Genomic DNA, 23,799 nt, shown 5'->3' with positions numbered 1-23,799 from the left:
GCGACCTTTACTGCTCACCTGGCGGAGCCACATGAGTCCCGAGGCGATCGTCCTCGGGCTGCTCAGCGCCGTCCGCGCGACGCCGCTCGCGCTGGTCTCCGGGTTCCTGCTCACCCGCTCGCCCGCCCGGCTCGTCACGGCCTACCTCGTCGGCGGGCTCGCGGTGAGCCTGCCGGTCGGGATCGGCGCCGTCCTGGTCTTCGGGGCGACGGCGAACACCTCCGAGTCCGGCGCGGGGCGCGACGTCGTCGACGTCCTGCTCGGCGTCGCCGCGCTGGTCTACGCCGTCGGCTACGCCACGGGTCGCTTCGGGCGGGCCCCCGACGCCGGGCCGGGCCGGTTCGGGGCGCTGACCGAACGCCTGCGCACGCCGACGGTGCCGGTCGCCGCCGCGGCCGGGGTCGCGACCAACCTCCCCGGCCTCTACTACCTCGCCGCGCTCGTCGCGATCCTCGAGACCGAGCCGGGGCCGACGGAGGCGGTGCTCCAGGTCCTCGTCTACAACCTGCTGCGCTTCGCGCTGCCCGCCGCCGCGCTCGCGATCGTCCTGCTCCGGCCCACGCAGGCGCAGCGGATCACCGAGGCCGTCCGCGCCTTCGGGGTGCGGCACCGTCGCACCCTGGTCATCGCGGCCCTCACCGTGGTCGGGGTCTACCTCGTCGTGCGGGGCGTGGCCGGGCTGGTCTCGCACACGTAGGCCCGCGCGCCCCGGCCCACCCGCGCGAGCACGACGGTCGCCGCTCCCGGCCCGGCGAGCTTCAGCCGCGGCCGCAACCGGTCCGGCTCGACGTCGACGCCCCGCACCAGGATCTCGACCCGCCCCACCTCGCGGCGGCGCAGGGTCTGCCGGAGCGTCTTCTCGCTGAACGGCCCGTGCTCCAGCACGCGGAAGGCCCGTCCCGACGGCGGGTGGGGTCCGGTCAGGTAGGCCAGGTGCGGGTCGAGCTGGGCGAGGCCGTGCCGGGCGGCGAACTGGCGGACCAGCCCGGCCCGGACGACGGCGCCGTCGGGGTCGACGAGCCACTCGTCGACGTCGGTGACCGGGCACGTGTCGTCGTCGAGATCGGTCACCTGGAAGCCGTCGCCTGCCGGGCGCAGCACCGTGGCGCGGCGCCGCGGCCCGTCGTCGGGAACGAGCCCGGCGGACCAGAGCGCCGCCTCCCGCACGCGCCCGTCCAGCGACACGAGCTCCACCTCGCGCGCCCACGGGACGAGCGCGAAGTCGAGGCCGGGCGCCGTGGACACGACCAGGTCGGGTCCCGGCAGGGCGGCGAGCGGCGGGGTCATCTCGTCCGGCCGGCGCACCCGGCGGCCGCTCGACGTCCGCCGCGCCGGGTCCGCGACGACCACCGACCCCCGTGTCACCGGCACGAGGGCGTCCGCCCGCGCCAGCCGGGCGCCCGGCACGTTCGCGCGTGCCATCGCGAGGCGCACCGGGTCGAGGTCGGAGCCGACGACGCGGTCCAGCACCGCCGACAGCGCCGCGACCTCGACGCCCACCGAGCAGGTCACGTCGTGCACCACTCGCCCGGCCGCCACGGCCGCGATCCGCTGCGCCCGGTGCTGCGCGACCGGCACCGCGGTGGCTTGTTCGAGCGCGTCCGCGGTCCAGAGCCAGCCGTCCGGGAAGCGACCGCGCGCGCGAGACCGCAGCAGGGCCGTCTCCAGCAGCGCCGCCCCGTGCTCCTCCCCCACGAGGCGCCGGGCGGCGGCCGCGTCGCGCAGCGGGTCGCCGGTCGGGACGAACGACGACAGCGCCGCGTGCCCGGCACCCGACGTCAGGAAGGCGACGTCGGGCACCGAGAACGCGAACACCTACAGCTCGACCGGAGCCGGCGGCTTCACCCCGGTGACCAGCGCGTTGTAGAACAGCCCGCGCGGGACGACCCGCGCGAGCACGTGCTCGTCGAGCCAGGAGAGCCGCTGCCAGGACCGGTAGGCGAACATCGCCCACGGGAAGCCGAGCTTCTCCGGCGGGACGGCGGCCTCGAAGGTCCGCACCGGCCAGCCGAACAGCGCCGCCGCGAACTCCTCGGTGACGCAACGGACGTCGACCGCCCCGGCACCGAGCGCGAACCGCTCCAGCCGCTCGGGGTCGAAGACGTGCTGGTCGACGACCGCCTCGAGCGCCGCCGCACGCGACGACTCGTCGAGCTCCGCCTGCGGGCGCCGCCACGACCGCAGCGGGCCGAGCTTCGTCAGGTTCGTGGTCGCCCACCAGGTGGCCTGGCCGAGCTTGCGCGCGTAGAGGTCGCCGATCCGCGTCGGCTCCCCCGCGAACACGAACCGCCCGCCGGGCCTGAGCACCCGGAGGATCTCGCGGAACGCCTGGTCGAGGTCGGGGATGTGGTGCAGCACCGCGTGCCCGACGACGAGGTCGACCGAGGCGTCGGGCATCGGGATCGTCTCGGCGTCGGCGACCTTGCCGTCGACGTCGAGCCCGAGACCCTCGGCGTTGCGCACGGCCACCTCGACCATGCCCGGGGACAGGTCGGTGACCGTGCCCTTCCTCGCGATCCCGCCCTGCATGAGGTTGAGCAGGAAGAAGCCGGTGCCCGACCCGATCTCGAGCGCGTGCTCGTAGGTCTCGTCACCCGGCGAGACGGCCCGGAAGCGTCCGACCGCGAAGGAGATGCAGCGCTCGTCGTACGAGATCGACCACTTCTCGTCGTACGTCCCCGCCTCCCAGTCGTGGTAGAGGACGTTGGCGAGCTTGGGGTCGTCGAAGGCCGCGTCGACCTCGGCCTGGGTGGGGGCCACGCTCACCGGCCCAGGAACTGGGCCTTGCCGGGCCCGTTCTCGACGAAGCTGCGCATGCCGATGACCTGGTCCTCGGTGCCGAACAGCGCGGCGAACACCTCGGACTCGAAGTCCAGGCCGTCGCGCAGGTCCATGCCGAGGCCGCGGTCGATCGCGTTCTTGGCCGCCGCGAGGGCGCGGGTCGGGCCGTTCGCGAACTGCTCGGCCCACGCGCGGGCGCGGGTGTAGACCTCGTCCGGGGCGACGACCTCGTCGACGATGCCCAGCTCCAGCGCCTCGGGCATCTTCACGAAGCGCCCGGAGAAGATCAGGTCCTTGGCCTTGGCCGGGCCGACCAGGCGCGCGAGCCGCTGCGTGCCGCCGCCGCCCGGGATGATGCCGAGCAGGATCTCCGGCAGGCCGACCGTCGCGTTGTCGCCCGCGATGCGGCGGTCGCAGGACAGCGCGATCTCGAAGCCGCCACCGAGCGCGTAGCCGGTCAGCGCGCACACCGTCGGCTTGGGGATCTCCGACACCGCGCCGAAGCCGTGCGAGAGCTCGCGGGACCGCGCGGCCATCTGGGCGTAGGTGAGGTCGGCCATCTCCTTGACGTCGGCGCCGGCCGCGAGGGTCTTCTCCCCGCCGTAGACGACGACCGCGCGCACGTCCTCGCGGTCGGCCGCCTCCTTGGCCGTGGCGGCCAGCTCGATGTTGACCTGGCGGTTCACCGCGTTCATCGGCGGACGGTCGAGGCGGATGGTGCCGATGCCGCCCTCGACCTCGAGGCGCACGAACTCCGTCACTTCTGCTCCTTCTGGTTGATCGCCGCGACCCTAGCGGCGGTACGCGGTGAACCGACCCCGCCGGCTCAGCAGCTCCAGCGGCTGGTCGAACGCGGCCGAGAGGTTCTCCGAGGTCATCACGTCGTCCAGCAGCCCCTGCGCGACGATCCCACCCTCGCGCAGCAGCATCCCGTGCGTGAAGCCCGGCGGGATCTCCTCCACGTGGTGGGTGACCATCACCATGGTCGGGCCGTCCGGGTCGGCGGCGAGCGCGGTCAGCCCGGCCACCAGGTCCTCGCGGCCGCCGAGGTCCAGCCCGGAGGCCGGCTCGTCGAGCAGCAGCAGCTCCGGGTCGGTCATGAGGGCCCGCGCGAGCAGGGTGCGCTGGCGCTCGCCCGAGGACAGGGTGCCGAACGCCCGGCCCGCCAGCGGCGCCGCGCCGAGCACCTCGAGCATCGCCTCCGCGCGACCGTCGTCGACGGCGTCGTACGTCTCGCGCCAGGTGCCCAGCACGCCGTAGCCCGCGGAGCGCACGACGTCGAGCACCAGCTCGTCGCCCGGCACCCGCCCGCCGAGCGCGGCCGAGGCGAGCCCGATCCGCTCGCGCAGCTCGAACACGTTGACCCGGCCCATGCGCTCGCCGAGCAGGTCCACCAGGCCCGTCGTCGGGTGCATCTCCGCGGCGGCCAGGCGCAGCAGCGTCGTCTTCCCGGCGCCGTTCGGGCCGATCACGACCCATCGCTCGTCCAGCTCGACGGTCCAGTCGATGCCCGTGACCAGCGTGTTCCCGCCGCGGCGCACCGCCACGCCGCGCATGCGGACGATCTCGTCGTCGTGCGGGCGGTCGTCGGCCGGCGGGAGAGGCTCAGCGGTCACAGTGTTCATCCTCTCCGATCCGGTCGGCGCGATCATGGGAGGGGACGGGTCGGATCCGGCACCATCTCCCGTCATGCGCACCATCAGCCACACGGGCACCGAACGGCGCGGCGTCCACCTCGGCGAGGACGGGGTGCTGTCGGTCGCCGTGCCCGCGACGACGACCGCCGAGGCCGTCGAGGTGTGCCTGCTGGAGGGGTCCTGGGACGCCGGACGGCGGGTGGAACTCGTTCCCGACGCCGAGGGCTGGTGGCGCGGGCAGGTCCCGGACGTCGCGGCCGGCACCGGCTACGGCCTGCGGGTGCACGGCCCGTGGTCGCCCGCGACCGGCGTGCGCACCAATCCCGCGAAGCTGCTCGTGGACCCGTGGGCGCGCCGCGTCGACGGCGCGTTCACCTCGCTCCCGGCGGCCCTCGCGCACGTCGACGACGACCCCTTCGGCACGGCGTCGTCGGTCGACTCGGCCGGCTCGGTGCCCTTCGCGCTGGTCCCCGGACCCGCACCCGCCGTCGGGACGGAGCGACCGCGCGTCCCGTGGCGGGACACGGTGGTCTACGAGACGCACGTGCGGGACCTCACGATGCGGCACCCGGAGGTCCCCGCGGCCCAGCGCGGGACGTTCGCCGGCGTGGCGCACCCCGCCGTGCTGGAGCACCTGACGCGGCTGGGCGTGACCACCGTCGAGCTGCTGCCGGTGTTCGCGAACGCCCCCGAGCCGTCGCTCATGGTGCGGGGCGCGCACAACCACTGGGGCTACTCGACGCTGGCCTACCTCGCCCCGGAGCCGCGCTACGCCTCCGTGCGGGGCCAGGAGATCCCCGAGTTCCGGGCGATGGTCGACGCCCTGCACGCCGCGGGCCTCGAGGTCGTGCTCGACGTCGTGTTCAACCACTCCTGCGAGGGCGGGGTCGGCGGGCCGTCGCTGTCGTGGCGCGGGCTGGACGCGCCGTCGTGGTACCAGCTCTCCCCGACCGGTCGCGACGTCGACTTCACCGGCTGCGGCAACACCTTCGACGCCGGCTCGCCGCTCGTGAGCGCGCTGGTCCTCGACTGCCTGCGGTACTGGGTGACCGAGATGGGCGTGGACGGGTTCCGGTTCGACCTGGCGTCGACCATGGGGCGCCCGGGCGGGTCGGGGTTCTCCCGCGACGCGCCGCTGCTGGAGGCCCTGGCCTCCGACGACGTGGTGTCGCAGGTGAAGCTGATCGCCGAGCCGTGGGACGCGACGGGCGAGGGCTACCAGGTCGGCGGCTTCGGCGCGGGGTGGGCGGAGTGGAACGGCCGCTACCGCGACGGCGTGCGCGACTTCTGGCGCCGCCACGGCGCGGTGTCGGAGATCGTCACGCGCCTCGCGGGCTCGTCGGACATCTACTGGCCGCGGCGCGGGCCGGCGGCGTCGGTGAACTTCGTGACCGCCCACGACGGGTTCACCCTGCGCGACCTCGTCTCCTACGACCACAAGCATAACGAGGCCAACGGCGAGGACAACCGCGACGGCACCGACGACAACCGCTCCTGGAACGGCGGCGTGGAGGGTCCGTCGGACGACCCGGACGTCGTGGCGCTGCGGGAGCGGCAGACCCGGAACCTGCTGGCCACCCTCGGCCTCTCCGCCGGCACCCCGATGCTGCTCGGCGGCGACGAGCTGGGGCACACCCAGCACGGCAACAACAACGCCTACTGCCTCGACGACGAGACGTCGTGGCGCTCGTGGGACGCGGCCGGTCCCCTCGTCGACTTCGTGGGCAAGGTGTTCGCGCTGCGCCGGTCGGTGCCGGAACTGCGCCGCGACGACTTCTTCTACGGCCACTCCGACCTGCCCGAGGGCGAGGTGCCGGACATCGTGTGGCTCTCCGAGACCGCCCGTGAACTCGGCGCGGAGGACTGGGGCCACCACAAGGAGACGCTCGTGGTCCGCGTGCGCTCGGCGTCGTCGGTGCTGCTGGTGCTGCACTCCGGGGCGGGCGACGTGGACGTGGAGCTGCCCACCTGGCTGGGCGACACGACGTTCGTCCCGGAGCTGACCTCCGGCACCCCGGACGGCACGCCCACGTCGGTGGAGCCCCTGCCGGCCGGCGCGTCCGTGACCGTGCCGCCGCACTCGTTCCTGGTGTTCCGCTCGGTCTGAGGTCCCTGGCGCTCTGGCGCGGGGAGTCAGTGGCACGGGGCGACCGCACGGGCGCTCCGTGCCACTGACTATCCCGCACCGGACGTCAGGAGTGCGCACGCTCCACGAGCGCGTCGCGGACCGTGCGGACGAACCGCTCGGAGTGCTCCTTCAGCTCGTGCCAGTTCGTCCGGATGACGATCCACCCGGCGAGGACGAGCGCGTTCTGTCGTTCCGCGTCGTGGAGGAACGCCCGCAGGTCACGGTGGTAGGCCCACCCGTCGATCTCGACGACGATCCGACGGTCGAGGAACGCCAGGTCGAGCACCGCCGGCCCGTGGCGCGGCAGGACGACCCGGTGGTCGGCCAGCCATCCGACGATGTCGGCGTCGCGCAGGAGCGAGTGCGCGAGGCGTTCGGCCTCCGAGCGTGCTCCACCGGCCGCGAGGGCGAGCAGCGTGGCGCAGAGCACCGCGCCGTAGCGACGACGACCGCGGTCGTGCGTCTCCTGCAGGGTGTCGAGCGCCACGATGCCCTTCTGCAGGACCCGGTCCATCAGCTTCGCCCCCGCGAGCAGTCCGAGGGCGGCGACCGCCGTGAGGACCGTGGCTGCCTTCTTGGTGACGACGAGCCCGTCGACGGTGACGCGGTCCCGCGCGGGAACCGCCCGCCGCGTCACCGTCACGCCCGGCCGCGGTCGGGGCTGGCTCCCCTGGGGCACGGCGATCTCGACCTCGGCGGGCGCGACGTCGGTCATCTGCCACCAGTACGCGGCGGAGCGCCCGACGAGCGTCGCCTCCGGGCCGATCGACAGCATGGCGACCCGGATCCGCGATCGGGACGTCACCGGGTGGTCGGTGGCGCGCAGGACGCCGTGCGCCGGCCGTTCCCACTCACCGCGCCGAACCTTCGCGGTGATGGCCTTCGACGAGTACCCGGCGTCCCTGGCCTGCTGCACGGTGGCGACGCCGTCCCGCTGACGCATCTGCGCGTGCAGCCGGGCGGCGTCGGGCTGATCGGTCGTCACACGGGTTCTGACGCACGCCGGGCCCGATCGGATCCGACGTCTTGCCGCCGCGCGAAGTCAGTGGCACGGAGGTCCCGTGCGGGCGGTCCGTGCCACTGACATGCGGCAGCCCCTCGCCCTGGCGACAGGAAAGCGTCGTTGCTGTCACCGGACGACAGCAACGACGCTTTCCTGCCACGGAGCCGGGAGGAATCGGCCCCGGAACCAGGGCCGCGAGCCCCTACGCCGGGAGGACGACCTTGCCCAGCTCCACCGGCGAGGCGAGCAGTTCGTTCGCCGGGAGGACGCGGACCGTGTAGCCCAGGACGCCCGCGTGCGGGAGCGCGACGGTCGCCTCGAAGGTCTCCGCGTCGCCCGAGGAGCCCACCGGGCGCATCGGCTCCACCACGGCGGCCGACAGCTGGTCGGCGTCGTCGGCGCGGCCGACCACGGCCTGGACGAGGACGTCGGAGGTCGAGAGACCGCCCAGCTCCACCGAGGCGCGCACCGTCATGGGCGCGCCCAGCACCGGCGTGTCCGCCGCGCCCGACGCGTCCACCTCGGCGACCCGCACCGACGGCCACGCCGCGTCCAGGCGGGCCCGGAACTCGGCGAGCTCCTTGGCGCCCGCATAGCCGGAGGCGTTGACCCGCCGGGCGGCGCGCGCGGCCGGTGCGTACCAGTCGTTCACGTAGTCGGTGACCATCCGCGTGGCCTGGACCTTCGGCGAGAGCGTGGCGAGCGTGTGGCGCACCAGCGCGGTCCAGCGGTCGGGCACGCCGTCGGCGCCGCGGTCGTAGAACAGCGGCGCGACCTGGGTGGACATGAGGTCGTGGAGCGCGGCGGCCTCGATGTCGTCGCGGCGGTCGGGGTCGTCGACGCCGTCCGCGGTCGGGATCGACCAGCCGTTGCGGCCGTCGTAGAGCTCGTCCCACCAGCCGTCGCGCACCGACAGGTTGAGCCCGCCGTTGAGCGCCGACTTCATGCCGGACGTGCCGCACGCCTCGAGCGGGCGCAGCGGGTTGTTCAGCCAGACGTCGCAGCCCCAGTAGAGGTAGCGGGCCATCGACATGTCGTAGTCCGGGAGGAACACGATGCGGTGGCGGATCGCCGGGTCGTCGGCGAACCGGACCATCTCCTGGATGAGCCGCTTGCCCTGGTCGTCGGCCGGGTGCGACTTGCCGGCGATGACCAGCTGCACCGGCCGCTCGGGGTCGAGCAGCATCGAGCGCAGCCGCTCGGGGTCGCGCAGCATCAGGGTGAGCCGCTTGTAGGTCGGCACCCGACGGGCGAAGCCGATGGTGAGGACGTTCGGGTCGAAGACCCGCTCGGTCCAGCCCAGCTCCGGCTCCGAGGCGCCGCGGTCGAGCCAGGACGCCTTCACCCGGCGCCGCACCTCGTGGACCAGGCGCGCCCGCAGCTGGCCGCGGACCTCCCAGAGCAGCGAGTCGGAGACGCCGAACAGCTCCGGGCCGGCCCCGGCCGCGGCCGCACCGGCGGTCAGGCCGACCATCTCGCGGGCGGTCCAGGTCGGGCCGTGCACGCCGTTGGTCACCGAGCCGATCGGCACCTCCGGCGCGTCGAACCCGCCCCACAGCGACGAGAACATCCCGCGCGAGACCTCGCCGTGCAGCTGCGAGACCCCGTTGGAGCGCTGGGCCAGACGCAGGCCCATGTGCGCCATGTTGAACATGTCGGAGTCGGGCTCACGGCCCAGGGCCAGCACCCGGTCGACGCCGATACCCGGCAGCAGGTCGGCCGAGAAGTAGTGCTCCACGAGGCCGATCGGGAACCGGTCGATGCCCGCGGGCACGGGGGTGTGCGTGGTGAACACCGTGCCGGCGCGGACCGCCGCGAGCGCCTGGTCGATGTCCAGACCCGCCGTCGTGACGAGCTCCCGCATGCGCTCCAGGCCGAGGAACCCGGCGTGGCCCTCGTTCGTGTGGAACACCTCGGGCGCCGCGTGGCCGGTCACGCCGCAGTACGCGCGGACCGCCCGCACGCCGCCGACCCCGACGAGGATCTCCTGGCGGATGCGGTGCTCGGCGTCGCCGCCGTAGAGCCGGTCGGTGATCTGGCGCAGGTCGGCGTCGTTGTCCTCGATGTCGGCGTCGAGGAGCAGCAGCGGGACGCGGCCCACGGAGGCGACCCAGACGCGGGCGCGCAGCACGCGGCCCTCGGGCATCGCGACGTGCACCAGCAGCGGCGCCCCGTCCGACCCGGCGAGCAGGTGCAGCGGCAGGCCCTGCGGGTCGAGCGCCGGGTACTGCTCCTGCTGCCAGCCGTCGAGCGAGAGCGACTGCCGGAAGTAGCCCGAGCGGTAGAGCAGGCCGACCGCGATCAGCGGCACGCCGAGGTCCGAGGCGGCCTTGAGGTGGTCGCCCGCGAGGATGCCGAGGCCGCCGGAGTAGTTCGGCAGCACCTCCGAGACGCCGAACTCCATCGAGAAGTAGCCGATGCCGGCCGGGAGGTCCTGCCGGCCCTGGTACCAGCGCGGCTCGGTCAGGTAGGCGCGCAGGTCGTCGGACACCTCCCGCACCCGGGCGACGAAGGCGTCGTCCTCGGCCAGGGCGGCGAGCCGCGCCGGGCTGACCTCGCCGAGCAGGCGGACCGGGTCACCCCCGCCACGGCGCCAGGCCGTCTCGTCGACCGCGGCGAACAGGTCCTGCGTCGGACCGTGCCAGGTCCAGCGCAGGTTCGTCGCGAGGTCCTGCAGCGGCGCGAGCGCGGACGGCAGCTGGGCGCGGACGGAGAAACGACGCAGTGCTCTCACGGGGTCGAAGCCTAGGCAAACCCTTCCGACGCGCCGTCATCGCCCATCGCGGCTGGATCGATTCGCTGGCTACGCTGCGTGGCGTGAGCGTGCTGGGGAGATGGTGGCCGTCCGGACGACGGTCCGAGGGTGAGTACGGCGAGAGCGGGACCGGGTCGTTCGAGCAGGTCGGGGGCGCCGACGAACAGGACGCGCCACCCCGCCGCAGCGAGCCGTGGAGCGGGCGGTTCAAGGCGATCGTCACCGGTCGCCGGACCGACACCGGGAGCGTCCCGGCGGCCGGGTCGGTGTCGGTCGAGCCGGAGGCTCCCGACGCCGGGTCCGCGCACCGGGGCTCCGAGGGCTGGGGTTCCGACGGCGCGGCCGCCGCGGAGGACCTGCCGCCGCGCTACGACCCGCGGGACCGCGACGCGCCGCCCCGCCGCCCGTGGGGTTCCTCGGGCGAGGTCGAGCTCGGGCCGCCCCCACCGCCGGACGCGCCGGTCGACCCGGGGCTGCCGTCCGGCCCGATCCCGGTGCCGGGGTACGGGCGGGGTCACGACGGCGGGTCGCTCGACACCTCGATCGCCGGCGGCCCGACGGTGCCCTCCGCCCCGCGCCCGGCCGTCGACCGCTCGCGGCCGTTCCCCGCGCCGGAGCGTCCCGCCGGCCCCCCGGCCGCGCCCGCGTGGTCGCGCTCGACCAACACCGGCGGCTTCCGCGCCGTGGTGCCGCCGTGGCGCCGGCCGGTGGTGCCGCAGGGGTCGTCCGACGACCCGGCCGCGGCGCCCACCGCGTTCACCCCCCGCCCGGACGCTCCGAGCGCATCGAAACCGGCCGGTTCGGGTAGGGCGACCGACATGAGTTCGTCCGCCGATCGGCCGACCACCGAGCACGGTGCGTCCGCGCCCTCCGCCGCGACCCCGCCCCCGCGGCCGGGTCCGGGCGGGCGCGTGGGCGATCCCCTCGCCACCCCGGGCCGCCACGCGCGCGACGAGGCGCCCGCCCCCGGGTCCGACGACCCCGTGACCTCCCCGGCCGCCGACGGGTCCGGCCTGGCCGCCCCCGAGGCCTTCGGGCGGGGCCGGCTCGACGAGCCCGTCACCTCCCCCGCCGCCGACGGGTCGGGCCTCGCCGCCCGCGACGTCGCGGCCCACGACGACCTCGACCTCCAGCGCCGCGGCCCCGCCGACGAGCCGCTGGACGAGCCCGTCACCTCGCCCGCCGCCGACGGGTCGGGCCTCGCGCTCGGCGCCGTGACGGCGGGTGCCGCCACCGCCGCGGCCGCCGCGGCCGGGGACCGCGACGAGGCCGTCACCGACGCCGAGTGGACGCCCGCGGAGCCGACGAGGGCCGCGGCTCCCTCGGAACCCGCGGAACCCTCGACGCCCGTCACGCCCGCCGTGCCGGCCGGGAGCGTCCAGGACGGACCGGACGCGCCCGACCCGGCCGCACCCGCCGTCGGGACGGCACCGGCCGAGGACACCCCCGCCGAGGACACCCCGGTGGCCGACGCGCCCGAGGTGGCGACGCCGACCGCCGCCGAGACCGCGCCGGACGCCCCGGTCCAGGCCCCGGCGGACACCGTCGCGGACGCGATCGCCCAGACCGACCCCGACCCGGCGCCGGCCCCGTCGCGCACCACCGGGACCGCCGACCTCGCCGCCGAGCGGGCCCGCCTCGCGCAGGGGCGGCTCGGGATCGACGAGGTCACGCCCGAGGTGTCGGGCGGGCGGTTCCCCTCGAAGGCGGTCGTCGGGGAGGTCGTCCCCGTCACCGCGACGGTCTGGCGCGAGGGCCACGACGCGATCGCCGCGACCCTGGTCTGGCAGCGCTGCGCGGACGTCGACCACGCCGACGCCGAGGCGGTCGCGTCCGCGCCCGTCGTCGGGCACGAGCGCACCGTCCGCATGGTGAGCCTGGGCAAGGACACCGACCGGGCCGCGGCGAGCCTCGTCGCCGACGCGGAGGGGCTGTGGCGCTTCCGGGTCGACGCCTGGAGCGACCCGTGGGCCACCTGGCGGCACGCGGTCGAGGTGAAGGTCGCGGCCGGTCAGGGGCCGGGCGAGCTCGCCAACGACCTGGAGAACGGGGCCCGCCTGCTCGAGCGGGGCGCCGCGCAGATCGAGGACCGCTCCTCGGCCGACGAGGTCGCCCACCAGCCCGCGGGCGAGGCGACGACGCCGCTGGAGATGCCGCCGTCGTTCACGTTCGCCACCGAGCTGCGCGAGGCCGCCGCCTCGCTGCGCGACGCCGACCGGCCGCTGGTCGAGCGGCTCGCGCGGGCGCTGTCCGAGCCGGTGCAGCACACGATGACCGAGCGGCCGGTCCGCGAGCTCGTCACCCGCGGCGCCGACCACCACGTGCTCGTCGAGCGCCCGCGGGCCCTCGACGGCGCCTGGTACGAGTTCTTCCCCCGCTCCACCGGCGGCTGGGACGCGGACGGGAAGCCCGTCCACGGCACGTTCGTCACGGCGCAGCGCGAGCTCGAGCGCGCGGCCGCCATGGGCTTCGACGTGGTCTACCTGCCGCCGATCCACCCGATCGGCACGGTCAACCGCAAGGGCCCGAACAACACGCTGACCCCGGGTCCGGAGGACGTCGGGTCGCCGTGGGCGATCGGCTCGGCCGACGGCGGGCACGACGCCGTGCACCCGCAGCTCGGCACGATCGACGACTTCGACGCCTTCGTCGCGCGGGCTCGGGAGCTCGACCTCGAGGTCGCGCTCGACTTCGCGCTGCAGTGCGCGCCCGACCACCCGTGGGCCGCGGCCCACCCGGAGTGGTTCACGGTGCGCCCGGACGGGACCATCGCCTACGCCGAGAACCCGCCGAAGAAGTACCAGGACATCTACCCCGTCAACTTCGACACCGACCCGGCCGGGATCTACGCCGAGTCGCTGCGGGTGGTCCTGTACTGGCTCGAGCACGGCGTGCGCGTGTTCCGCGTGGACAACCCGCACACCAAGCCGGCCGACTTCTGGTCCTGGCTGATCGCCAAGGTCCACGAGGTCGACCCGGGCGTGGTGTTCCTCGCCGAGGCGTTCACCCGCCCCGCGCGCCTGTTCGGGCTCGCGAAGGCCGGGTTCAGCCAGTCCTACACGTACTTCACGTGGCGGACCGGTCGCGACGAGCTGCGCGAGTTCTTCGAGATGCACCGCGACCGCATCGACGAGGCCCGCCCGAACTGCTTCGTCAACACCCCGGACATCCTCCACGAGTCGCTGCAGACCGGCGGGCCCGGCATGTTCGCGATCCGGGCGACGCTGGCCGCGATGCTGGCGCCGAGCTGGGGCGTGTACGCGGGCTTCGAGCTGTTCGAGTGGCAGCCGGTGCGGGCGGGCAGCGAGGAGTACCTGGACTCGGAGAAGTACCAGCTCCGGCCGCGGGACTTCGACCGGGCGCTCGCCGAGGGCCGCAGCCTGCAGCCGTGGATCACGCGGCTCAACGAGATCCGCCGTGCCCACCCGGCGGTGCGCCAGCTGCGGACGCTGCGGTTCCACGAGACCGACAACGAGGCGCTGCTCGCCTGGTCGAAGACCGACCCGGTCACCGGCGACACCGTGATCGGCGTGGTCAACCTCAACCCGTTCGGCGCCGAGGAGGGCACGCTGCGCCTCGACATGGCGGCGCTGGGCCTCGACCCGTTCGCCCGCTTCGGCGCGTTCGACGAGGTCAGCGGCCAGGTGTTCGACTGGGGCCGGTCGAACTTCGTCCGGCTCGAGCCCTGGCGCGACGTGGCGCACCTCGTGTCGGTGCAGAGGCGGTAGCTCGCGCGACCCACGAGCGGGCCGTTCGTCACGGGTGACCGTGACGGGCGGCCCGTTCGCGCGTTCCGGGGCCGCGGGGCGTTCCCGACGTCGGGTCCGGGCACTTTCGGCGGCCCCCGCGCGTTGGAGGGGGTAGACAGACCTGAGGAGGTCCCCGTGCCGCTCCTGCTCGCGTTCCTGGCCTACGTGGCCGTGGAGATCTGGGTCCTGGTCCTGGTGGGCCAGGCCGTCGGCTTCCTCGGGCTGCTGGGTCTGCTGATCCTCTCCGCCGTGGTCGGGGCCTGGGCCCTGCGCCGCGAGGGCCGGCGCTCGATCGCCGCCCTCGGCCGGGCCGTGCAGAACCGGCGCCCGGCGGAGGCCGAGGTGGCCGACGGGATGTACGTGGCGCTCGCCGGCGTGCTGCTCGTGGTGCCGGGCATGCTCTCGACCGTCGCCGCGCTCGTGCTGCTGGTCCCGCCGGTGCGCCGCGCCCTCGCCCGGCGCGCGGCCGCCCGTGCGGTCCGGGCCGGAAGCGCCCGGATGACCCCGTCCGTCGTCGTGATCGGGGGAACCGGCCCCACCGCGCGGCGCGAGGGCCCGGAGGACGCGCCGATGGTCATCGAGGGCGCACCCGCCGACCCCCCGCGTGAGCGCTGAGGCGAACCCGACACATCGGGCACCGACGGCCTCCGGTGCGGCGCGGAGGCGGGTCGGACCACTACCGTGGCGCGCGATGAACGACGGGACCACCAGCGCGCCCACCAGCACCCACGTCACCGAACCGGGACACGAGGTCGTCGAGCCGAGTGCCGAGGACTTCCGCCGCGCCCGCCAGCTCCCGGTCGAGGACGACTGGTACAAGCGCGCGGTCTTCTACGAGGTCCTGGTCCGGGCGTTCGCCGACTCGAACCGGGACGGCTTCGGCGACCTGCGCGGGCTGACCGACAAGCTGGACTACCTGGCGTGGCTCGGCGTCGACTGCCTGTGGCTGCCGCCGTTCTACGACTCCCCGCTACGTGACGGCGGCTACGACATCCGCGACTACCGCAAGGTGCTGCCGGACTTCGGCACGGTCGAGGACTTCGTCGAGTTCGTCGACCAGGCGCACGCGCGCGGCATCCGCGTGATCACCGACCTGGTCATGAACCACACGTCCGACCAGCACGTGTGGTTCCAGGAGTCGCGGCGCGACCCCGAGGGGCCGTTCGGTGACTACTACGTGTGGTCCGACGACGACACGCGCTACCCCGACGCGCGGATCATCTTCGTCGACACCGAGGCGTCGAACTGGACCTACGACTACGTGCGCGGCCAGTTCTTCTGGCACCGCTTCTTCTCCCACCAGCCCGACCTGAACTTCGACAACCCGGCCGTCTGCGACGCGATGATCGACGCGCTGCGGTTCTGGCTCGACCTCGGCATCGACGGCTTCCGCCTCGACGCCGTGCCCTACCTGTTCGAGCGCGACGGCACGAACGGCGAGAACCTCCCGGAGACCCACGCGTTCCTCAAGCGGTGCCGCAAGGTCATCGAGGACGAGTACCCGGGCCGCATCCTGCTCGCCGAGGCCAACCAGTGGCCCGCCGACGTCGTGGAGTACTTCGGCGACGCGGAGGCCGGCGGCGACGAGTGCCACATGGCGTTCCACTTCCCGCTGATGCCGCGCATCTTCATGGCGGTCCGGCGCGAGTCGCGGTTCCCGATCTCGGAGATCCTGGCGCAGACCCCGGAGATCCCGCACAACGCGCAGTGGGGCATCTTCCTGCGCAACCACGACGAGCTGACCCTCGAGATGGTCACCGACGACGAGCGCGACTACATGTACGCGGAGTACGCCAAGGACCCGCGCATGAAGGCCAACATCGGCATCCGCCGCCGGCTGGCCCCGCTGCTCGACAACGACCGCAACCAGCTCGAGCTGTTCACCGCGTTGCTGCTGTCCCTCCCGGGTAGCCCCGTCATCTACTACGGGGACGAGATCGGGATGGGTGACAACATCTGGCTGGGTGACCGCGACGGTGTCCGCAGCCCCATGCAGTGGACGCCGGACCGCAACGCGGGCTTCTCCACGTGCGACCCGGGCCGGCTCAACCTGCCCATCGTGATGGACCCGGTGTACGGCTACCAGGCCGTCAACGTCGAGGCGCAGTCCAACTCCAGCGCGAGCCTGCTGCACTGGAACCGTAGGATGATCGAGATCCGCCGCCAGCACCCCGCCTTCGGGCTCGGCGACTTCCACGAGCTCGGCGGGTCGAACTCCTCGGTGCTCAGCTACGTCCGGCAGACGGTCGACGCCGACGGGCACCAGGACGTCGTGCTGTGCGTCAACAACATGTCCCGATTCCCGCAACCCGTGGAGCTCGACTTGATCGCCTGGAAGGACTGGACGCTCACCGAGCTGACCGGAGGCGTCCCCTTCCCGGCGATCGGCGAGCTGCCGTACCTGCTCACGCTGCCCGGGCACGGCTTCTACTGGTTCTCGATCCAGCCCGCGCAGGACCGCTGATGGCCGGCACCGGAGGACGACGCGGAGCGGAGCTCGACCCCATGGACGCGACCCTGGACGCCCTGCTGCCCGCCATCACCACGTGGCTGCCCGACCAGCGCTGGTTCGCGGCCAAGGACCGCACCATCGCCGCCGTGCGCCTCGTCGGCCACCAGGACGTCACGCCCGCCGACGCCGTGCCGGCCGTCGCGCACGCGGTGATCGCGGTGTCCTTCACCGACGACGGGCCCGAGGACCGCTTCCAGCTGCTGCTCGGCTCGCGCCCGGACCTGCCCGGCGACCTCGAGCACGCCGTGATCGGCCGTGCCGGCGACCGCGTGGTCTACGACGGCCTCGCCGACGGCGAGATCAGCCGCCTGCTGCTCTCGCTGATCGTCTCCGACACGACCGTGGGCTCGCTGCGGTTCGTCCCCGAGCCCGCGACCGAGGCGCCGATCGTCGGGCCCGGTCGCCCGCTGCTCAGCGAGCAGTCCAACTCGTCGGTGATCTACGGCGAGCGCGCGATCATGAAGCTGTTCCGCCGCGCCACGCCGGGACTCAACCCGGACCTCGAGCTGCACCGCGCGCTCGGCCGCGAGCGCTCGGGCGAGGTCGCCCCGCTGCTCGGGGCCATCGAGGGCGAGCTGGCCGGCGACGACGGCCCGCAGCCCATGACGGTGGCGATGCTGCAGAGCTACGCCGCCAACTCCGCCGACGGCTGGTCGATGGCGCTGACCAGCGTGCGCGACCTGCTCGCCGAGGGCGACCTGCGGCCCGACGAGGTCGGCGGCGACTTCGCGGGCGAGGCCCACCGGCTGGGCAGGACCATCGCGAGCGTGCACATCGAGCTGGCGCGGGCCCTCGGCACCGAGCGGCTCGGCGCCGACGGCGTCGCCGCGGTGGCGGACTGGATGCTCGAGCGGCTCGACCGGGCGTCGGCGTCGGCCCCCGCCGTCGCCGAGCAGCGCGACGCCATCGCCCGCGTGCTGCGCGGCGTGACCGCCGCCGACGGCCTGGACGTGCAGCGCGTCCACGGTGACCTGCACCTCGGCCAGACGCTGCGCACCCCGCGCGGCTGGCTCGCGATCGACTTCGAGGGCGAGCCCTCGCGCCCCCTCGACGACCGGGTCCGGCCCGACTCCCCGCTGCGCGACGTGGCGGCCATGCTGCGCTCGTTCGACTACGCGGCGTTCCACCAGCTCGCCGAGTGGGAGACCGGGGCGGAGGCGCCGGCCTACCTGCAGCGGCGCGCCCAGGAGTGGGCCGACCGGAACCGCTCCGCGTTCTGCGACGGCTACGCGGAGATCGCGGGCACCGACCCGCGCGACCAGATGGCCGTGCTCCGCGCCTACGAACTCGACAAGGCCGTGTACGAGGTCCTCTACGAGACCCGCAACCGGCCGAACTGGCTCGCGATCCCGCTCCGGTCGATGACCCGGCTCGTGAGCGCCCCGGACGGGCCCGCCGGCGCCTGAGCCTGGTTCGGAGCCCCCGCCGTCCGGGTAGGAGAACCGCACCCGCACCCGATCCCGGAGTCGCACCACCGATGACCCGTCCCACCGCGCCCGGCCCGTTGCCCGTCGCCCCCGGCGAGCTCGACGTGCACCTGCTCGTCGAGGGCGCGCACCGCGACCCGCACAGCGTGCTCGGCCCGCACCGCCGCCCGCAGAACCCCGGCACCGTCGTGGTCCGGACCCTGCAGCCGGGCGCGGACGAGGTCGACGTCGTCGTCGAGGCCGGCCCGACGGCGGGTCGCTACCCGCTCGCCCCCGTCGACTCCTCCGGGCTGTTCGCCGGCGCCGTGCCGGGGCCGCTGCCGCACTACCGGCTCGCGCTCCGGACGACCGACGAGTCCGGTGGGGACAGCCACGGCGACGCCGTCGAGCGCATCGTCGACGACCCGTACCGCTTCTCCCCCGTCCTCGGCCCGGTCGACCTGCACCTCATCGGCGAGGGCCGCCACGAGCGGCTCTGGGACGCCCTGGGCGCGCACTTCCGCCGCTGGCCGACGCCCTCCGGGCCGGTCGAGGGCACGTCGTTCACGGTCTGGGCGCCGAACGCCCGTGGCGTGCGCGTGGTCGGCGACTGGGCGCCCGAGCACGGCAGCTGGGACGGCGTCGCCACGCCGATGCGCGCGCTCGGCTCCGGTGTCTGGGAGGTGTTCCTGCCCGGCGTCGGGCTCGGCACCCGCTACGGCTTCCGCATCCTCACCCACACCGGCGTCTGGCTGGACAAGGCCGACCCGATGGCCTTCGCCGCCGACCTGCCGCCGACCCCCGCCTCGGTGGTCACCGCCTCGACCCACACCTGGGACGACGAGGCATGGATGGCACAGCGGGCCCGTTCGTCTCCGCACGCCGAGCCGATGAGCGTCTACGAGCTGCACGCCGGCTCGTGGAAGCAGGGGCTGACGTACGCCGAGCTGGCCGACGAGCTGGTCGGCTACCTCACCGAGCGCGGCTTCACCCACGTCGAGCTGCTGCCGGTGGCCGAGCACCCGTTCGGCGGCTCGTGGGGCTACCAGGTCTCCTCGTACTACGCGCCGTCCAGCCGCTTCGGCACGCCCGACGACTTCCGCGCGTTCGTCGACACCATGCACCGGGCCGGGATCGGCGTGATCGTCGACTGGGTGCCCGCGCACTTCCCGCGCGACGAGTGGGCACTGGCCCACTTCGACGGCACCCCCTGCTACGAGCACGGCGACCCGCGCCGCGGCGAGCAGCTCGACTGGGGCACGCTCGTCTTCGACTTCGGTCGCTCCCAGGTCCGCAACTTCCTCGTCGCGAACGCCCTGTACTGGCTCGAGGAGTTCCACGTCGACGGGCTGCGCGTGGACGCGGTGGCCTCGATGCTCTACCTGGACTACTCGCGCTCGGAGTGGACGCCCAACAAGTACGGCGGGCGGGAGAACCTCGAGGCGGTCTCGTTCCTCCAGGAGTTCAACGCGACCGTCTACAAGCACCACCCCGGCGTCGTGACGATCGCCGAGGAGTCCACCGCCTGGCCCGGCGTCACCCGCCCGACCCACCTCGGCGGCCTCGGGTTCGGCATGAAGTGGAACATGGGCTGGATGCACGACACGCTCGACTACGTCATGCGTGACCCGGTGCACCGCGGCTACCACCACAACCAGATGACCTTCTCCCTGACCTACGCCTGGTCGGAGAACTACGTGCTGCCGTTCAGCCACGACGAGGTGGTGCACGGCAAGGGCTCGCTGTGGACGCGGATGCCCGACATGGGCCGCGGCGACCACGGCAAGGCGGCCGGGCTGCGCGCCCTGCTGGCCTACATGTGGGCGCACCCGGGCAAGCAGCTGCTGTTCATGGGCCAGGAGTTCGGGCAGGTCCGGGAGTGGTCCGAGGAGCGGTCCCTGGACTGGGAGCTGTTCGACGACCCGCTGCACGCCGGGGTCGCCCGCCTCGTCACCGACCTCAACGCCGCGTACCGCGCGCACGACGCGCTCTGGTCGGCCGACAACGACCCGGCCGGCTTCTCGTGGATCGACGCCAACGACGCGGGCGGCAACGTCTTCTCGTTCGTCCGGCACGATCCGACGGGTGGCCCCGACGTGGTCTGCGTGGCCAACTTCGCCGGCATCGTGCACGACCGCTACCGGGTCGGGATGCCGAAGGCCGGCCGCTGGCGCGAGGTGATCAACACCGACGCGCAGATCTACGGCGGCGACGGGGCCGGCAACTTCGGCTCGGTGTTCGCCGCGTCCGTGCCGCAGCACGGGCGCCCCGCGTCGGCGGAGATGACCCTGCCGGCCTCGGGGATGCTCTGGCTGGTGCACGAGGGGTCGTAGGCCCCTCCTCCGTGGCAGGAGAGCGTCGTTGCGTGCGGCCAGTGGCAGCAACGACGCGTTCCTGCCGTCGCCGGAGTGCGATTCGCCCGGTTCGGCCCCCACGGGCGACCCGGCTCCCGCACACTGATCGGGTGCGGATCCGGGTCGTGCTCGCGGTGGTGGCGGTGCTCGCCGTGCTGCTCACCGCAGGGTGCGCCTCGGCGGTCGACGGGCGGGCGTTCGCGGGTCCGCAGGTCTCTGCCGGGCTCGACCCGGAGTTCGTCCGGGACAACGACGGGTCCGACGACGACCGGCTGGCCGCCGCCGTGCTCCGCGACCTCGAGGGCTGGTGGGGCGAGCAGTTCCCGCGGCTGGCCGACGGGCAGCGGTTCGTGCCGCCGAAGGGCTACTTCTCGGTCGACTCCTCACGGCCCGGGCCGCCGCCGCCCTGCACGGAGTCCACCGACGAGGTCGAGGGCAACGCGTTCTACTGCCCGCGGGCCGACGTCATCGCCTACGACCGCGCGGCCCTGATACCGGTGCTGCGCGAGGAGTTCGGGGACTCGGCGGTCGTCGTCGTGCTGGCGCACGAGTTCGGCCACGCGATCCAGCAGCGGCTCGCCGACGTCGTGCCGACCAGCGCGAGCCTCGGCTCCGGGGCGCCGACGATCCTGTCCGAGGGCCAGGCCGACTGCTACGCGGGCTCGTTCCTGCGCGCGGTGCGCGACGGGGAGACCCCCGACCTGCGCACCGGCGAGGCCGGCGTCGACGCCGCGATGAGCGCGCTCATCACCTTCCGCGACCCGGTGGGCACCGACGCCACGGACGACCGCGCGCACGGCAACGCGTTCGACCGCGTGTCCTCGTTCCAGAGCGGCTTCGCCGACGGCGTCGGGTCCTGCGCGCGGATGACGCTGCAGAACCGCTCGTTCACCCAGCAGGCGTTCTCCACCCTGTCCGACGCGCAGAGCGGCGGGAACCTGCCGCTGCCCGACCTCCTGCGCGCCATGGGCACCGACCTCGACCGGTTCTTCGGCGGCTTCGTCCGCGCGCAGGGCGGGCAGTGGACCACCCCGACGATCCGACAGGGTCGCGACGCCTGCGGGCAGGGGGCGGTGGGCCTGTGCGCCGGGGGCGTGATCCAGTCCGACGACGCCCTGGACGGCATCCACGACGGGCTCGGCGACTACGCGAGCGGCACGCTGCTCGCCTCCCGCTACGCGCTCGCCGCACTCGCCGCGCTCGACCGCCCGACGACGGGTGCGGCCGCGGGCCGCGCCGCGCTCTGCCTGGCCGGGGCCTACACCGCCGACGTGGGCGCGCCCGGGTCGGACTTCAGCCTCTCCCCCGGCGACCTCGACGAGGCCGTCAACCTGCTGCGCCGCAGCGACGACGCGGCGACCGCCACCGACGGCGCGGTCGCCGACACCACCGCCTACGCGCGGATCGCCGACTTCCGGCAGGGGGTCGACGGCGGCGCGGACCGCTGCCTCGCCCTACGCTGACCCGCCGATGGCCACGATCCGCCACCACCCCGAGGCGATCGGGGTGGGGTTCCTGCTCAGCGCGGTCGGCGGCTACCTCGACGCCTACACCTACGTCGGCTACGGCGGCGTGTTCGCCAACGCCCAGACCGGCAACGTCGTGCTGCTGGCGATCGGGCTGGTCCGCGGCGAGATCGGCGAGGCCCTGCGCCACGTGCCGCCGCTGCTGTCGTTCCTCGTCGGGCTGGCGGTGGCGGAGTCGCTGGCGCGGCCGTGGGCCCGCGCGACCCTGCGCCGTCCCGCGCGGGTGGTCCTCACGCTCGAGGCGCTGGTGCTCGCGGTCGTCGCCCTGGTCGCCCTGCCGAACGTCGTCGTGACCGTCGCGGTCGCGTTCGTCGCCGCCCTGCAGGTGTCGACGTTCAAGAAGGTCGGCGACGTCCCCTACAACGCGACCGTCACCACGGGGAACCTGCGCAGCCTGGTCGCGGAGCTCGCGGCCTGGTGGGCCGACCGCGCACCGGACGCCCGCCGCCGCTTCGGCGTGCTCGCCGGGATCGTGCTCTCGTTCGCCGGCGGGGCCGCCGTCGGCGCCGCGCTCACCCTGACGACGGGTCGCTCCGCGGGCCTGGTCCCGGCGGTCGCGGTGCTGGTCGCGCTGACCGCGATCGCCGTGGAGACCCGTCGTCGGGAACGGGCCTAGTAGAGCGCCCGGGCCAGCGCGCGGCGGGCCGTGGTGACCCGCGGGTCGTCCGGTGCGAACAGCTCGAACAGCGACACGAGGTGCTCACGGGCCGCGTCGCGGTCCTCGCCGGCCGTGCGCTGCACGGTCTTCACCAGCCGGTCGAACGCGGCCTCCACCTGACCGCCCGCGAGCTCGGCGTCGGCCGCGGCCTTCTGCGCGGCGACGTCGTCGGGGGCGGCGTCGGCCGCGGCGATCGCCGACGGGTCGGCGGACTCGGCGCGGGCCATGAACCGCACCTGCGAGAGCGCGGCCTGCGCCTCGGCGTTGGCGGGCTCGGAGGCGAGGATCTGCTCGTAGGCGGCGATCGCGGCGTCGTAGTCCCCGCGCTCGAGGGCCTCCTCGGCGGCGGTGAAGCGCGGGTCCTCGGGCTCGGGCACCGGCTCGGCCGACTCCTGCGCCGGCCCCCGCGCCTCGGCCTCGGCGATGCCAGGCATGCGGTCGCGGAGCGCGTCGAGGATCTGGGCGACCCAGCCGCGGAGCTGCTCCTCCGGCTGCACCCCGGAGAACGAGGTGACCGGCTGCTGCGCGACCACGACGTACACCGTCGGGATCGACTGGACCTGGAACATCTGCGCGATGCGGGGGTTCGCGTCGACGTCGACCTTGGCGAGGATCCAGGCGCCGTTGCCCTCGGCGGCGAGCTTCTCCAGCGTCGGGGAGAGCTGCTTGCAGGGCTGGCACCACTCGGCCCAGAGGTCCACGACGACGGGCACGGTCATGGACCGCTCGAGGACCTCGGTCTGGAAGGTGTCCTCGGTGACGTCGATGACGAAGGAGCCGGCCGGCGGGACCGCGGGCGCGGCGCCGTCACCGGGCGGCGCCGCGGGCGCGGCCGGGCGCGCCTGCTGGGACGAGCGCTGCTCGGCGCGGGCCTTCAGCCCGGAGAGGTCGACGGCCCCGGCCATGGCCGAGGACAGGGCTGCCGCCTGCGCGGCCTGACGGGGATCGGGGCGTGCCACGGGATCAATCCTGCCAGCTCGACAGATGCTCCTCGACCCGTGCCACCTTCGCCGTCATCTGCTCGGTCCAGCCGGGGCGGATGTCGGCCTTGAGCACGAGCGACACGCGGCTGCCGTAGCGCCCCGCGGCCTCCGTCGCGCGCTTCACCACGTCCATCACCTCGTCCCACTCGCCCTCGAGCGAGGTGAACATCGACGATGTCTCGTGCGGCAGGCCGGACTCGCGGACCACCCGCACCGCCGCCGCCACGGCCTCGCTCACCGAATCGGACTCCCCGCCGCTCGGGGCCACGCTGAACGCCACGATCACGGGTCCATCATGCTGCTAGAT

Annotated in this window: 17 protein-coding genes; 9 read left to right on the top strand and 8 right to left on the bottom strand. The window is 74.3% G+C overall.

The genetic code is table 11. From position 1 onward, the window contains the following. Positions 1-31: 31 nt before the first annotated feature. Entirely contained in the window at positions 32-697 is a 666-nt protein-coding gene (locus LN037_RS19270; RefSeq protein ID WP_230755592.1) for a GAP family protein, read from the top strand. Here the strand turns inward: LN037_RS19270 and LN037_RS19265 are convergent. The 4 genes from LN037_RS19265 to LN037_RS19250 are packed head-to-tail and all read right to left on the bottom strand — an operon-like array spanning position 652 to position 4,406. Continuing rightward, positions 652-1,815, bottom strand: coding sequence for a class I SAM-dependent methyltransferase (locus LN037_RS19265; protein WP_230755590.1), 1,164 nt, complete (start codon positions 1,813-1,815; stop codon positions 652-654). The two genes, LN037_RS19270 and LN037_RS19265, sit on opposite strands and share 46 nt — an antisense overlap. Further along, positions 1,816-2,766, bottom strand: coding sequence for a class I SAM-dependent methyltransferase (locus LN037_RS19260; RefSeq protein WP_230755588.1), 951 nt, complete (start codon positions 2,764-2,766; stop codon positions 1,816-1,818). Continuing rightward, on the bottom strand, positions 2,763-3,542 hold the full coding sequence (locus LN037_RS19255; RefSeq protein WP_230755586.1) for an enoyl-CoA hydratase/isomerase family protein: 780 nt from the start codon (positions 3,540-3,542) through the stop codon (positions 2,763-2,765). The genes LN037_RS19260 and LN037_RS19255 overlap by 4 nt, the downstream gene beginning before the upstream one ends. A gap of 30 nt (positions 3,543-3,572) precedes the next feature. Further along, positions 3,573-4,406: an ABC transporter ATP-binding protein gene (locus tag LN037_RS19250; RefSeq protein WP_230755584.1), complete on the bottom strand. Its 834-nt coding sequence runs from the start codon at positions 4,404-4,406 to the stop codon at positions 3,573-3,575. 64 nt (positions 4,407-4,470) lie between these two features. On the opposite strand from LN037_RS19250, the gene glgX reads away from it, so the two are divergent. Further along, positions 4,471-6,525 (top strand): glycogen debranching protein GlgX, encoded by a 2,055-nt coding sequence (glgX, locus tag LN037_RS19245; RefSeq protein ID WP_230755582.1) that lies wholly within the window; start codon positions 4,471-4,473, stop codon positions 6,523-6,525. Positions 6,526-6,610: 85 nt separating this feature from the next. On the opposite strand, the gene LN037_RS19240 is transcribed toward glgX, so the two are convergent. Then, positions 6,611-7,531: a type IV toxin-antitoxin system AbiEi family antitoxin domain-containing protein gene (locus LN037_RS19240; RefSeq protein ID WP_230755579.1), complete on the bottom strand. Its 921-nt coding sequence runs from the start codon at positions 7,529-7,531 to the stop codon at positions 6,611-6,613. Between the two features lie 220 nt (positions 7,532-7,751). Next, positions 7,752-10,283 (bottom strand): alpha-glucan family phosphorylase, encoded by a 2,532-nt coding sequence (glgP, locus tag LN037_RS19235; protein WP_230755577.1) that lies wholly within the window; start codon positions 10,281-10,283, stop codon positions 7,752-7,754. A 1,679-nt stretch (positions 10,284-11,962) separates the two neighbouring features. On the opposite strand from glgP, the gene LN037_RS19230 reads away from it, so the two are divergent. The 7 genes from LN037_RS19230 to LN037_RS19200 all read left to right on the top strand — a co-directional run bounded on the left by LN037_RS19230 (position 11,963) and on the right by LN037_RS19200 (position 22,467). Then, complete coding sequence (locus LN037_RS19230; RefSeq protein ID WP_230755675.1) at positions 11,963-14,032, top strand: alpha-1,4-glucan--maltose-1-phosphate maltosyltransferase; 2,070 nt, start codon at positions 11,963-11,965, stop codon at positions 14,030-14,032. A gap of 156 nt (positions 14,033-14,188) precedes the next feature. Continuing rightward, positions 14,189-14,668, top strand: a complete 480-nt coding sequence (locus LN037_RS19225; protein WP_230755575.1) for an FxsA family protein — start codon at positions 14,189-14,191, stop codon at positions 14,666-14,668. A 76-nt stretch (positions 14,669-14,744) separates the two neighbouring features. After that, positions 14,745-16,517: a maltose alpha-D-glucosyltransferase gene (treS, locus tag LN037_RS19220; protein WP_230755574.1), complete on the top strand. Its 1,773-nt coding sequence runs from the start codon at positions 14,745-14,747 to the stop codon at positions 16,515-16,517. After that, positions 16,517-17,971 (top strand): maltokinase N-terminal cap-like domain-containing protein, encoded by a 1,455-nt coding sequence (locus LN037_RS19215; protein WP_230755572.1) that lies wholly within the window; start codon positions 16,517-16,519, stop codon positions 17,969-17,971. Before treS ends, LN037_RS19215 begins: the two co-directional genes overlap by 1 nt. Before the next feature lie 71 nt (positions 17,972-18,042). Further along, positions 18,043-20,304, top strand: a complete 2,262-nt coding sequence (glgB, locus tag LN037_RS19210) for a 1,4-alpha-glucan branching protein GlgB (protein ID WP_230755570.1) — start codon at positions 18,043-18,045, stop codon at positions 20,302-20,304. A gap of 131 nt (positions 20,305-20,435) precedes the next feature. After that, positions 20,436-21,788 (top strand): neutral zinc metallopeptidase, encoded by a 1,353-nt coding sequence (locus LN037_RS19205; RefSeq protein ID WP_230755567.1) that lies wholly within the window; start codon positions 20,436-20,438, stop codon positions 21,786-21,788. Between the two features lie 7 nt (positions 21,789-21,795). Then, positions 21,796-22,467, top strand: coding sequence for a YoaK family protein (locus LN037_RS19200; protein ID WP_230755558.1), 672 nt, complete (start codon positions 21,796-21,798; stop codon positions 22,465-22,467). Here the strand turns inward: LN037_RS19200 and LN037_RS19195 are convergent. Both LN037_RS19195 and LN037_RS19190 read right to left on the bottom strand, forming a co-directional pair. Further along, positions 22,464-23,414, bottom strand: coding sequence for a tetratricopeptide repeat protein (locus tag LN037_RS19195; protein ID WP_230755672.1), 951 nt, complete (start codon positions 23,412-23,414; stop codon positions 22,464-22,466). The genes LN037_RS19200 and LN037_RS19195 overlap by 4 nt on opposite strands. A 58-nt stretch (positions 23,415-23,472) precedes the next feature. Continuing rightward, positions 23,473-23,778, bottom strand: a complete 306-nt coding sequence (locus LN037_RS19190) for an MTH1187 family thiamine-binding protein (protein ID WP_230755556.1) — start codon at positions 23,776-23,778, stop codon at positions 23,473-23,475. Between the last annotated feature and the right edge of the window lie 21 nt (positions 23,779-23,799).

This window comes from Actinomycetospora soli, assembly GCF_021026295.1.
GTDB classification, from domain to species: Bacteria; Actinomycetota; Actinomycetes; order Mycobacteriales; family Pseudonocardiaceae; genus Actinomycetospora; species Actinomycetospora soli.
This window is presented reverse-complemented; position numbering and strand designations above follow the sequence as displayed.